The following is a 12,436-nucleotide window of genomic DNA, read 5'->3' as shown; positions in this document are numbered from 1 at the left end:
TGAACCGACGACACAACGGGAGGCACACATGAAGGTCCTGGTGGTGGGAGCCGGCTACGCGGGGACGATCGCGGCGAACCGGCTGGCCAAGAGGGTGCGGACGGCAGCGGAGATCACCGTCGTCAATCCCCGTCCGGACTTCGTCGAACGGGTGCGGCTGCACGAACAGATCGCCGGCACCGGTGCCGCGGCGACCCCGCTGACGTCGATGCTGGGCGAGGGAATCGCCACGCGGGTGGGGACCGTCGACAAGATCGGCGACGGGCAGGTGACGCTCGGCGACGGGACGAGTCTCGACTTCGACCGTCTGGTGCTCGCGGTGGGCAGTACGGCCGCACCGCTGCCGGGCACCGTTGCAGTGGGGACCTGGGAGGGGGCGCAGGAGGCTCGGGCCGCGCTGGCCGGGCTGCCCGGCGGGGGAGCGGTCACCGTCATCGGCGGTGGGCTGACGGGCATCGAGACCGCGTCCGAGATCGCCTTCGGCCGCCCCGGCCTCCGCGTGCGGCTCGTGGGACAGCCGATCGCCGCGAGCCTGTCGCAGGGCGCACGGAAGCGCGTGCGCACCGGCCTGGACCGCTTGCACGTGGAGGTCGTGGAGGACTGCGTCGAGCGGGTCGATTCCGGTGCGGGGGAAGGAGGAGGCGATGTGGTGCGTCTCCGTACGCGCCCGCCGCTCACCTCCGACCTCACGCTCTGGGCGGTCATCGGGACCGTGCCCGACCTGGCTGCCCGCAGCGGGCTCGCAGTGGACGCCGACGGGCGTGCGGTGGTCGACGCCCATCTGCGCAGCGTGACCGATCCGCGGATCTTCGTGGTCGGTGACTGCGCGGCGGTTCCCGGTTCGCGGGCGGCCTGCGCGACGGCCATGCCGCAGGGCGCACACGCCGCGGATACGCTGGCGCGCGTGATCCAGGGCCGCGAGCCCGAGCCGTATCGCATGGGGTACACCGGACAGGCACTGAGCCTGGGCCGGCGGGACGGGCTGCTCCAGGTCGACCGCAGGGACGGCACGGCGCGGCGGCTGCACTTCGCCGGGCGCACCGCGGCCGCGGTCAAGGAGCGGATCTGCCGCTACGCGAAGTTCGGCGCCCGCACCGCCACGTACGCCTGGCTGCGGAGTCCGAAATGAGCGAGCGGCCGGACCGAGCGGCCGGACAGCCGGACCGGGCGACCGCACCGCCACCCGCGGACCCCGCTTACGAGTTCACTGCCCACCGCCCCCTGCTGTTCTCGATCGCCTACGAGATCCTCGGGTCGGTGGCCGACGCCGAAGACGTCCTGCAGGACAGTTATCTGCGGTGGCGGGCGGTGGACCGCACCGCCGTGGAGAACCCGCGGGCCTACCTGGCGCAGATCGTCACCCGGCAGGCGCTCGGCGTACTGCGGTCGGCCGTCCGCCGCCGGGAGCAGTACGTGGGGCCGTGGCTGCCCGAGCCGCTGGCGACCGACGCCGCGGGCGACGCACCCGACGGCATCGACCATGTGCTCACCGGCGAGGCGGTGACCACCGCGATGCTGCTGGTGCTGGAGGCCCTGTCTCCCGCCCAGCGCGCGGTGTTCGTGCTGCGTGAGGTGTTCGGCTTCGACTACGCGGAGATCGCCGCCGCGGTGGGCAAGTCCGAGGCCGCCGTACGGCAGGTGAACCGGCGCGCCCGCAGCAGCGTGCGCGCGAGGCGGCAGGCCGCGGTCGCCACCCCCGCCGAGGCCCGGCCGGTCGCCGAACGGTTCATGACGGCGGCGGCGACCGGTGACGTCCAGGGGCTGATGGACCTGCTCGCACCCGAAGTGGTGTTCCTGGCCGACGGCGGCGGGGTCGTGAGCGCGGTACGGCGCCCCGTGACCGGGCCGGACAAGGTGGCCAGGCTGCTCCTCGGGCTGCTGGCCAAGGGCGCCCGCATGGGGGAAGTCGCCCTCCGTGCCGGCGCCCACAACGGGATGCCCTCCGTCATGGTGCTCATCGACGGCGTACTCGACCAGGTGACCTCGGTCGAGATCCGCGGTGGTGCCGTGACGGCCGTCTACTGCGTCCGCAATCCGGAGAAGCTCGCTGCGGTCACGGCGTGACCCGCGCCTGCTGAGCCCACTTCGGTGTCCAGACCCCGCTGTCGGGGCGGCCGGGGTACGCGGACGTGAGGTGGTCGCGCAGCGCGGTCAGGGCGGGGTGCGGGTTGTCGGTGCGCCAGATCAGTGAGTGCGGGTAGACCGGGGTCGGGTCGTGCAGGGGGATGCGCCGCAGGTCGTGGCCGGCGGGCCAGACCAGCGGCGTCTGCTCGCTGACGAAGGTCGCCAGTGTCGAGGAGTCCGCGATGGTGTCGAGGAGGGGCTCGATGCCGAAGTCGGGGCCGACCGCGTCGATGGTGAGGCCGAACGTGGCGGCGAGTTCGTCGTAGTAGGCGGCCCATTCGGTGCCGGGCAGGTTGCCGGGCATCCAGATCCGGCGCCCGGCGAGCTGGGCGGGGGCGATCGCGCGGGCGGTGGCGAACTCGTGGGCCGGCCCGGTGAACAGGTACAGCGGTTCGTCGAAGACCGGCGTCGCCTCGACGCCGTCGGGGAGCGGCCGGCCCGGCATGGTCACGGCGCGGAAGGTCGCGTCGATCGTCCCGGACCGGACGGCGGCGACGGCCGTGGCGGAGTCGAGCAGGGTCACGACATCCAGCTCGGTCCCGGGGTGCGCACGGTGGAAGTCGCGCAGCAGCCCCGCCACCGAGAGCCGGCGGCCGATCACGTCGACGCGCAGTGCCCGGCGCCCCGGCCGCACGGAAGCGGCGGCCCGCTCCTCGGCCTGGAGGAGGGCCCGGGCGTACGGCAGGAACGCCTGCCCGTCGATGGTGAGGCGGGCGCCGCGGGCCGTACGGCTGAACAGCTGCACGCCGAGGTCCTTCTCCAGCACGGCGATGCGCTTGGAGACGGCCTGCGGGGTGATCGACAGGTCGGCGGCGGCCTCTTGGAACTGTCCCGCGTCCACGGCGGTGACGAAGGTGCGTACGGCGGTGAGATCCACGCCGTCCATCCTAGATGGACAACCAGTGGTTGATTCAGGTCGGCGAAATGGTTGTTTGATTCCGGTGCTCCGCGCTCGCTTTGATGTCACGGGTCAACGCGCGGTTTCCCGTGCAGCGCGGAAACAGACGTACGGCCGGGCCGCCGAGGCGCCCTTCCGGCCCGCACGCTCCCGCGCGCCGCCGGCCGCCATGTCGGCTCCCCCTCACCCCGGAGGTGACCAGTCCGTGCCGGATTCGTTCGTCCACCTGCACAACCACACCGAATACTCGATGTTGGACGGCGCGCAGAAGCTGCGGCCGATGTTCGGCGAGGTGGCCCGGCAGGGAATGCCCGCGATCGCCATGAGTGATCACGGCAACATGTTCGGTGCCTACGAGTTCGCGCAGGTCGCCAAGGACTTCGAGAGCATCAGGCCGATCATCGGCATCGAGGCGTACGTAGCGCCTTCCTCCCGGTTCGTCCGGAAGCAGGAGTTCTGGGGGCCGGGCGGCCGGCGCGCCCTCAGCGCGGACGGCGAGGGCTCGAAGGACGTCTCCGGCGGCGGCCGCTTCACCCACCTGACCATGTGGGCGCGGAACAGCCAGGGCCTGCGCAACCTGTTCCGGCTCAGCACACAGGCGAGCTACGAGGGCCAGTTCCCCGCCGGGAAGCCGCGGATGGACCGTGAACTGATCGCCGCACGGCCGGACGGCATCATCGCCACCACCGGCTGCCCCTCCGGCGAGATCCAGACCCGCCTGCGGCTGGACCAGTACGCCGAGGCGAAGGCCGCGGCCGCGGCGTACCAGGAGATCTTCGGCCGCGAGAACTACTTCCTGGAGCTGATGGACCACGGCCTGGACATCGAGCGGGAGGTCCGGGCGGGCCTGCTGCGCCTGGCCAAGGAACTCGGCATCCCGCTCCTGGCCACCAACGACGCGCACTACGTCACCGAGGACCAGGCCGACGCCCACGACAGCCTGCTGTGCATCGGTGTCGGAAAGAACAAGGACGACCCTGACCGCTTCCGGTTCAACGGCTCCGGCTACTACCTCAAGAGCGCCGCCGAGATGCGCCGCCTGTTCGCGGAGCTTCCGGAGGCCTGCGACAACACCCTGCTGATCGCCGAGCGCGTCGAGTCGTACGACGAGGTCTTCGACCATGCCGACGAGATGCCGCGCTTCCCGGACGTGCCCGAAGGCGAGACGCAGGAGTCGTGGCTGCGCAAGGAAGTCCTCAAGGGACTGGCGATGCGCTACGGGGACCCGGTCCCCGCGCACATCGTGGACCGCTTCGAGACCGAGATGTCGGTCATCGGCCCCATGGGCTTCAGCTCGTACTTCCTCGTCGTGGCGGACATCTGCCGCCACGCCCGGGAGAACAGGATCCCGCTCGGCCCCGGCCGGGGCTCGGCCACCGGCTCCATCGTCGCCTACGCCACCCGCATCACCGAGCTGTGCCCCCTGGAACACGGCCTGCTGTTCGAACGGTTCCTGAACCCCGAGCGCATCAACCCGCCGGACGTGGACCTCGACTTCGACGACCGGCAGCGCGACCGGATGGTCCGCTACGTCACCGAGAAGTACGGCGAGGAGTACACCGCCATGGTGAACACGTTCGGCAGGATCAAGGCCAAGAACGCGATCAAGGACTCCTCGCGCATCCTCGGCTACCCGTACGCCCACGGCGAGCGGATCACCAAGGCGCTCCCGCCCGACCAGAACGGCAGGCCGGCCCCGCTGGCCGCCGTCTTCGACCCCAGCCACGAGCGGTACGGCGAGGCCGGCGAGATCCGGCAGCTGTACGACGACGAGCCGGACGTACGGCGGGTCATCGACACCGCCCGCGGGGTGGAGGGCCTCACCCGCGGCACCGGCGTGCACGCCGCGGCGGTGATCCTGTCCAAGACGAAGCTCACCGACCGCATCCCGCTGCACATGCGCGCCGCGGACGGCGTGAAGATCACCGGCTTCGACTACCCGTCCTGCGAGGCCATGGGCCTGGTCAAGATGGACTTCCTGGGGCTGCGGAACCTGGGCGTCATCGACCAGGCCATCGAGAACATCCGCGAGAACCGGGGCATCAGCCTGGCCACCGTGGACCCCCTGGACGGCGATCCGGACACCGTCGTGATCCCGCTGGACGACGCCAAGACGTACCGGCTGCTGGCCGAAGGCAACACGTTCGGTGTCTTCCAGCTCGACGGAGGCGGCATGCGCGTCCTGCTCAAGCAGATGGAACCCACCCGGTTCGAGGACATCGCCGCGGTCAACGCCCTCTACCGGCCCGGCCCGATGGCGGCCGACGCGCACACCAACTACGCACACCGCAAGACCGGCCGCCAGGAGATCACCCCGATCCACCCGGAGCTGCGCGAGGCGCTGGAGCCGATCCTCGGCAACACCTTCCACCTGCTCGTCTACCAGGAGCAGATCATGGCCATCGCCCGGGAGCTGGCCGGCTACACCCTCGGCGGCGCCGATCTGCTGCGCCGTGCGATGGGCAAGAAGAAGCCGGAGGTGCTGGCCGCGGAGTGGGACAAGTTCCGCGCCGGCATGCGGGGCAACGGCTACAGCGAGGAAGCCGTCAAGGCGCTGTGGGACGTCATGCTCCCGTTCTCCGGTTACGCGTTCAACAAGTCGCACACCGCCGGGTACGGCCTCGTCTCGTACTGGACCGCCTACCTCAAGGCGAACCACCCGGCCGAGTACATGGCGGCCCTGCTCACCTCGGTCGGCGACGACAAGGACAAGGCCGCGGTCTACCTCGCCGACGCCCGCAAGAACGGCGTTCGGGTCCTGCAGCCCGACGTGAACGAGTCCGTCGCCGAGTTCACCGCCGTCGGCGACGACGTACGGTTCGGGCTGCGGTCCGTACGCAACGTCGGCGAGAACGTCATCGAGGCCATCGTCGACGCGCGCCGCCGGAGCGGGGCCTTCACCTCCTTCCCCGACTTCCTCGACAAGGCCGGACTGCCCGCGCTGAACAAGAGGGCGGTGGAGTCCCTGATCAAGGCCGGCGCCTTCGACTCACTGGGGCATTCCCGCAAGGGCCTCACCGCCGTCCATGCGGACGCCATCGACGCGATCATCCCCGTGAAGAAAGCAGCCGGCTTCGGACAGGACGATCTCTTCGCCGAACTGAACGGAACAGGAAGCAGCGAACCGGCCTTCGGCCTCGACTTTCCCGTCGACGCCGCGGAATGGCCCCGCAGACAGCTCCTGGCGGCCGAACGCGACATGCTCGGCCTCTACGTCTCCGCCCACCCGCTGGACGGCGCCGAACACATCCTCGCCGGCGCCCGCGACTGCTCCATCGCCGAACTGCTCGCCTCCGGCCGCACCACCGGGGACGTGCGGCTCGCCGGACTGATCACCGGCATCCAGCTCAAGATGACCAGACAGGGCAACACCTGGGCCATCGTGCACCTCGCGGACCGCGACGCCGCCGTCGAGGTGCTCTTCTTCCCCGCCGTCTACCGGCTCGTGCAGCACGCCCTGGCCGAGGACAACGTCATCTCCGTCAAGGGCAGCATCGAGGACCGGGACGCAGCCCTGAACGTCTTCGGCAGGGAACTCGCCGTACTGGACGTGTCCGCCGCGGAGCACGGCGGCAGACCTTCCGTACGGCTCGCCCTCCCCGCCCACCGGATCACCGAACAGTCCGTCGGAGAACTCAAACGCATCCTCGGGGACCATCCCGGCGACACCCCGGTCCTCCTCAGCGTCCGCGGCGCCCGCAGGACGACCGTGTACGCTCTGGAGGCCAAGGTGGACGCCACTGCCGTCGCGTCCGAGGTGAAGGGAACGTTCGGGGCGGACGCGTGGACGGGGTTCGCGTGAGAGGCGCCACTGTCACCCTTGCAGGAACTCCAGCACGGCATCCGTCTGCCCGAAGATCGCATGCCCGACCCCGGGCAGCATCCGCACCGTCGCGTCCGGAACGTGCTCCCGTACGCGACGGGCGGAGCCCGCCGAGTCGAAGAAGGCGTCATCGCTGCCGACGATCAGCAGTACGGGCACGTCCAGGCCGCGCAGCGCGTCGTCCGAGAACCGCGGCAGCCGCTCCGTACGCGGTTTGAACTGGGTGAATGTCAGCACCACTTGGTCCAGGACCGGCTCCGCCGCAAGTGTGTCCAGACCCGTGGCGCTGCGCACCGACCGGCGCACTCCCCAGCGTCCGAACGGCTTCAGCAGCAGGGTCTTGAAGAGCAGCCCCACCCGCTGCTTCCCCAGGCCGCCGGGGCACAGCAGGGCCAGGCGGGACACCCGGCCCGGGCGGCGGGTGGCGTAGTCCAAGGCCGTCCAGCCGCCCAGGGAAGTGGCGACGACGGAGACGGACGCGACGCCCAGCCCGTCCAGTACGTCGTCGAGCCACCGCGCGTACGCGTCGGAGGCCAGGGGAGGTCGGGACGGCGCGCTCAGCCCCGGCTCACCGATGAGATCGACGGCGTACGTACGGAAGTGCCGCGACCAGGCGGCGACATCGCCCTGCCACATGGTGGCGTTCGCCCCCGAGCCGTGCAGCAGGACCAGGGGCGGGGCATCCTGCGGCCCGGAGGCGAGCACGAAGGTCTCACCCTCGCGGGTCGGTATCCGCAGCCGCTCGGCGGCTACGGGCCAGTTGTCCAGCGCCTCCTGATAGCGCCGCTGGAGCTCGTGCGCCCCGGCGGCGGACCGGTAGATCGTGCCGGCGGCTGTGCCGGTGCCTGTGCTCATGAGTCGAGCACCCCCTCGATGTAGTCGAACAGCCGGGCCGTGTCGCCCAGGCCGCCGAGAATGACGACCTTCACCCGGGCCCGCTCCGGGTCGTACACCGTCTGGATCCGCAGCGGCCGGTCGTCGTGGCTGCGGTGGGCGGCCGAGCCGGTCAAGAGCGTGGACAGCCGGTCGGCGGTGCGGGCGTCGACCGCGTCGATCTCCACGATGCTCGAAACCTCACTGTGCCGCCGCCCCCCGGCGGGCTCCCCGGGCCCGGACGGGACCGGACGGCCGGTGAAGGCTTCCAGGTCCTCGTGCGCGATCCGGTACTGCTTGCCGATGCGTACGGCGGCGAGCCGCCCGTCCCGCACGTAGTTGCGGACGGTGCGGACGTGCAGGCCCAGGCGCTCGGCCACTTGGTCCACGGAGTAGAGGCGGTCGTTCACGAAAGTACCGTAATCTTCCCTATCGGAGGGAGCAATAGGGAAGTTTGCGGAAAGAGCTACCGGCTACCGCCTGCCGTTCCCATCCCGGGTCCGCACCAGCAGCCACAGGAAGTACGGCGTGCCGATGACCGCCGTGAGGAGGCCCGCGCCGAGTTGGGCCGGGGCGATCACCGTCCGGCCCACCACGTCCGCCGTGCCCACCAGCGCCGCGCCCAGCAGGACCGCCACCGGCACGACCCGTACGTGCCGACGGCCCACCAGGGCACGGGCGGCGTGCGGGGCGACGAGGCCGACGAAGGCGATGGTTCCGGCGGCGGCGACGGCCGCGGCGCTCAGCAGGACGCCCAGCGCGAGGAAGCCGAGGCGGGCCCGGGGGACACCCAGGCCGAGCAGCTTCGGGGTGTCCTCGTCGAGGGAGACGAGGTCGAGTTCGGTGCGCCGCGCGACCGCCACGGCGACTCCCGCCGCCAGGACGACGGCGAGCGGCACCAGGTCGGGCAGGGTGCGTCCGTACGTCGAACCGGAGAGCCAGGTCAGCGCCTTGGTGGCGTTGAACGGGTCGGTGAGGACGATGAACAGGCTGATCAGGGCGGCGCTCGCGGTGGCCACGCCCATGCCGACCAGCACCAGGCGGTTCTGCCGGAAGCCGCCGCGCGCGGACAGCCCGAACACCAGGGCCGAGGCGAGTGCGGCACCCGCGAAGGCAGCGGCGGCGAGGCCCGTCGGCCCGGCCCCGGGCGCGGTCGTCACCAGGATCACCGCGCCCAGCGCCGCGCCGCCGGAGACGCCCATGACGCCCGGTTCGGCCAGCGGGTTGCGGGTCACCGCCTGGACCAGGGTGCCCGACAGGGCGAGGGCCGCGCCCGCGAGAAGAGCGGCGAGGACCCGCGGCACCCGGGTGTCGAGGACGAAGGAGACGGCCCGTCCCGCCCTGCCCTGCGCCCAGTTCATGACGTCGCCGAGCAGCAGCTTGGAGTCGCCGAGCAGTACGGAGGCGACGGTCACGGCGATCAGTACCACCACCAGCGTCCCGGCCACCGTCAGGAAGACCTTCCGGCTGCGGATGCGCAGCCGGTCGGGCGGGGCGGCGGCGCCGGTGTCCCGGCCCCGGGTCGCCAGCACCACCAGGAAGACGGCGCCGACCAGGCTCGTCACCACGCCGGTCGGCACGGCCACCGCCACGTCGGCCGGCACCAGCGCGCGCAGGACGACGTCCGAGCCGAGCACCAGCGCCGCACCGGTCAGCGCCGACCGGATCACGCTCGCGCGCGTCCGGGCGAAGCCGCGGTAACGGCGCGCCAGCAGGCGTACGACGGCCGGGGCGCTCAGCCCGACGAAGCCGATCGGCCCGGCGAGGGTGACGGCGGCGGCGGAGAGCAGGGCGGCGAGGACGACGGTGGTCACGCGGGTGGCCCGTACCGGTACGCCCAGCCCCCGCGCGGCGTCGTCGCCGAGGGCCAGGGCGTCGACCCGGCGGGCGGCCTGCAGCAGCCCCGCCAGTCCGACGACGGCGAGCGGCAGCATCCACAGCACTCCGCTGAAACCGTTCTGCGCGATGCTGCCCTGGTTCCAGGCGTACAGCCCCTCCGTCTGCTCGGGGAACAGGAGCAGCAGTCCCTCCGTGACGGAGGTGAGGCCCAGGGTGAGAGCACTGCCCGCCAGTACCAGACGTACGGTCCCGGCGCCCAGGCCGGACAGTCCGAGCACGACGGCCGCGGCCGCAAGTCCGCCGACGAAGGCGACGCCGGAGGAGGCGAGCATCGGCAGCGAGACGCCGGTCGCGGCGACCAGTCCGAGCGAGAGGTAGGAGCCGGCGTTGACGGCGAGGGTGTCGGGCGCGGCGAGCACATTGCGGCTGACGGCCTGGAGGGCGGCGCCCGCCATGCCGAGCGCCGCGCCGACCAGGAGCCCGGCGGCCATGCGCGGCAGCCGGGAGGCGACGACGACGGAGGCGTCCGCCCCGTCGGCCTGCCCGGTGAGCGCCTTCCACACCTCCGCCGCGCCGACGCCGGAGGTGCCCTGGGCGATGTCGACGAGCGCGAGCGCGGCGATCAGCAGGACGAGCCCGCCCGTCACCGCGGCCGCGCCGCCTTTTCTGGCTGCCGCCGTCGTGGTGGGGGCAGGGGGAGCGGTCGTGGTGACGGCCATGATGTCTACGCGCGCCTCGCCGTCACTTCTGCAGCGCGGCGACGACGGAGTCGACGTACGACTCCATCGACCCGGTGCCGCCGAACATCCACACACCGTCGGGCAGCCGGTGCACCTTGCCCGCCTTCACGAACGGCAGCGATTTCCACACCGCGTTGTCCGCCAGTGCCCCGGTGAACGGCGTGGCGCTCTTGTCGTCGTCGCTGCCGATGTACGCGAACTCCACGTCACCGAGCTTGGTCAGCCCCTCGACGTCGGTCTTGGCGAGCCCGTAGCCAGGGTCGCCCTTCATCGTCCAGGGGTTCTCCAGCCCGAGCTTCTCGTTCACCGCGCCGACCAGCGAACCGCCGGTGTACGGCCGGATGGTCACCTGGCTGCCCTGCACGTAGCCGTCCGCGAAGGCGAACCGCGTGCCCTTGCGCCCGGCCTGCTCCAGTTTCCGCCGGCCCTCCGCGAGCTTCGCCTCGAAGCCCTTCTTGAGCTTGCCGGCCCGCTCGGTGGTGCCGGTGGCCCGGGCGATCAGGTCCAGGTCCGCGGTCATCCGCCCGATTGGGTCGGTGGCGTCGGCGGCCTTCAGGTCCAGCACCGGGGCGATCTTCCGCAGCTGGGTGAGGGCGGCCTGGGGCAGGTCGCTGGTGGCGACGATGAGATCGGGCGCGAGGGCGGCGACGGCGTCCATGCTCGGCTCGCCGCGGGTGCCGATGTCCTTGGGCTCGTTCTTCAGCGGTACGGCCTGGTCCCAGGACTTGTACCCCTTGACGTCGGCGACACCGGCCGGCGCGATGCCCAGCGCGACCAGGTGCTCGACGACGTTCCACTCGGTGCCGACGACCTTCTTGGCGGGCCCGTCCAGCTCCACCTTCGTACCGGACGCGCCGGTGAGGGTGATGTGCCCGGCGGACTTCTTCGCCGGGTCGGCGGCGGGCTCGGTGGTACCGCACGCGCCCAGGGTCAGGGCGGCGGCGGTGGCCGCCGCGACGGTGAGGAGGAGTCGTCTCATGAGGTGGCACCGAGCCTTTCGCTGTGCGCGTCGCGCGCGTTCTTCCGGTTGTCGTGCGGGGTGTCGCCGTCCGGCGTCGTCGTGGCGTCCGGCACCGTGCCGCCGTCCGGCGTCCGTACGCCGTGTGCCGTGCCGCCGTCCGGCGTCCGTCGGGTGTGGTGGCGGCCGATCGCGCGGGTGCGCAGCCGTCCGGTCGACGGGTCGGTGGAGACCTCGATCCGGATGCCGTAGGTGTCCGTCAGCCGCTCCGGGGTGAGGACGTCCTCGGGCTTCCCGTCGGCGATCACCCGCCCCTTCCGGAGCAGTACGATCCGGTCGGCGACGGCCGCCGCCTGGTCCAGGTCGTGCAGCACCACCCCGACGGCGATCCCGTGGTCGTCCGCCAAGTCCCGTATCAGGTCCAACAGTTCCACCTGGTACCGCAGGTCGAGGTAGGTCGTCGGCTCGTCCAGCAGCAGGACGCCGGTGTCCTGCGCGAGGCATCCCGCGAGCCACACCCGTTGCAGCTGGCCGCCGGAGAGGTGCTCGGCGCCCCGCTCGGCGAGGTCGGCGACCCCGGTCATGCCGAGCGCCCGCTCCACCGCCGCGGGCCCGCCCGGGTCGGCCCGGCCCCAGCGCCCCCGGTACGGGTACCGCCCGAACTCCACGACGTCCCGCACGGTCAGTCCGCTGGGTGTGGGCCGGCCCTGGGGCAGCAGCGCCACCCGCCGCGAGAACTCACGGGGCGTCAGCGCGAAACCGTCCGTCTCCTCGCCGAGGGTCAGCGCCGCGCTCCGCGGCCGCTGGAGCCGCGCCACGGTCCGCAGCAGTGTCGATTTCCCACTGCCGTTCGGGCCGACCAGTACGGTCACCTGCCCGGGAGAGAGCTGGAGGGATGCCTCGTGCACGACGTCGACACCGTCGTACGCCACGGTGACATCCGTGGCGGAGAGGGTGTGGCCGCGGGAGTGCGCGGCCCGGGGGAGTTCTTCACCGGCCTTCACGCAGGCAAGGTTAGCCTAACCTAATTTTTGGCCGATTTCGGATGCTCGGGGGTCCATGCCCCTCGGTTATGGGCGGCCGGGCGCGCATGACCGCACGGCAGGGATGTACTAGAGTTATCTCGACATCGAGATATCTGCCGGGAGGCGTACCGCTGCCGCGCTAGTAAGGCTTGCCTA

9 protein-coding genes are annotated in these 12,436 nt (G+C 71.8%); 3 read left to right on the top strand and 6 right to left on the bottom strand.

All coding sequences use genetic code 11. The features are described from left to right. The first annotated feature begins 28 nt into the window (after positions 1-28). Both ACZ4Z1_RS15270 and ACZ4Z1_RS15265 read left to right on the top strand, forming a co-directional pair. On the top strand, positions 29-1,129 hold the full coding sequence (locus ACZ4Z1_RS15270) for an NAD(P)/FAD-dependent oxidoreductase (protein WP_468487063.1): 1,101 nt from the start codon (positions 29-31) through the stop codon (positions 1,127-1,129). Then, positions 1,126-2,064 (top strand): RNA polymerase sigma-70 factor, encoded by a 939-nt coding sequence (locus tag ACZ4Z1_RS15265; RefSeq protein ID WP_468487062.1) that lies wholly within the window; start codon positions 1,126-1,128, stop codon positions 2,062-2,064. The genes ACZ4Z1_RS15270 and ACZ4Z1_RS15265 overlap by 4 nt, the downstream gene beginning before the upstream one ends. Here the strand turns inward: ACZ4Z1_RS15265 and ACZ4Z1_RS15260 are convergent. Continuing rightward, positions 2,054-3,001 (bottom strand): LysR family transcriptional regulator, encoded by a 948-nt coding sequence (locus ACZ4Z1_RS15260; RefSeq protein ID WP_468487061.1) that lies wholly within the window; start codon positions 2,999-3,001, stop codon positions 2,054-2,056. The two genes, ACZ4Z1_RS15265 and ACZ4Z1_RS15260, sit on opposite strands and share 11 nt — an antisense overlap. A gap of 226 nt (positions 3,002-3,227) precedes the next feature. Between ACZ4Z1_RS15260 and dnaE the strand changes: the two genes are divergently transcribed. Then, complete coding sequence (dnaE, locus tag ACZ4Z1_RS15255; protein ID WP_468487060.1) at positions 3,228-6,824, top strand: DNA polymerase III subunit alpha; 3,597 nt, start codon at positions 3,228-3,230, stop codon at positions 6,822-6,824. A 12-nt stretch (positions 6,825-6,836) separates the two neighbouring features. On the opposite strand, the gene ACZ4Z1_RS15250 is transcribed toward dnaE, so the two are convergent. The 5 genes from ACZ4Z1_RS15250 to ACZ4Z1_RS15230 all read right to left on the bottom strand — a co-directional run bounded on the left by ACZ4Z1_RS15250 (position 6,837) and on the right by ACZ4Z1_RS15230 (position 12,259). Further along, complete coding sequence (locus ACZ4Z1_RS15250; RefSeq protein ID WP_468487059.1) at positions 6,837-7,700, bottom strand: alpha/beta fold hydrolase; 864 nt, start codon at positions 7,698-7,700, stop codon at positions 6,837-6,839. Continuing rightward, positions 7,697-8,128 (bottom strand): helix-turn-helix domain-containing protein, encoded by a 432-nt coding sequence (locus ACZ4Z1_RS15245; protein WP_468487058.1) that lies wholly within the window; start codon positions 8,126-8,128, stop codon positions 7,697-7,699. The genes ACZ4Z1_RS15250 and ACZ4Z1_RS15245 overlap by 4 nt, the downstream gene beginning before the upstream one ends. A 63-nt stretch (positions 8,129-8,191) precedes the next feature. Further along, positions 8,192-10,276 carry an iron ABC transporter permease gene (locus ACZ4Z1_RS15240; protein WP_468487057.1) on the bottom strand — a complete coding sequence of 695 codons (2,085 nt, stop codon included), beginning with the start codon at positions 10,274-10,276 and terminating at the stop codon, positions 8,192-8,194. A gap of 22 nt (positions 10,277-10,298) precedes the next feature. After that, positions 10,299-11,276, bottom strand: a complete 978-nt coding sequence (locus ACZ4Z1_RS15235) for an ABC transporter substrate-binding protein (RefSeq protein ID WP_468487056.1) — start codon at positions 11,274-11,276, stop codon at positions 10,299-10,301. Then, on the bottom strand, positions 11,273-12,259 hold the full coding sequence (locus ACZ4Z1_RS15230) for an ABC transporter ATP-binding protein (protein WP_468487055.1): 987 nt from the start codon (positions 12,257-12,259) through the stop codon (positions 11,273-11,275). The genes ACZ4Z1_RS15235 and ACZ4Z1_RS15230 overlap by 4 nt, the downstream gene beginning before the upstream one ends. Between the last annotated feature and the right edge of the window lie 177 nt (positions 12,260-12,436).

This window comes from Streptomyces sp. NPDC030165 (assembly GCF_055573595.1).
The sequence above is the reverse complement of the archived record's forward strand: the minus strand, read 5'-3'. Positions and strand labels throughout refer to the sequence as shown.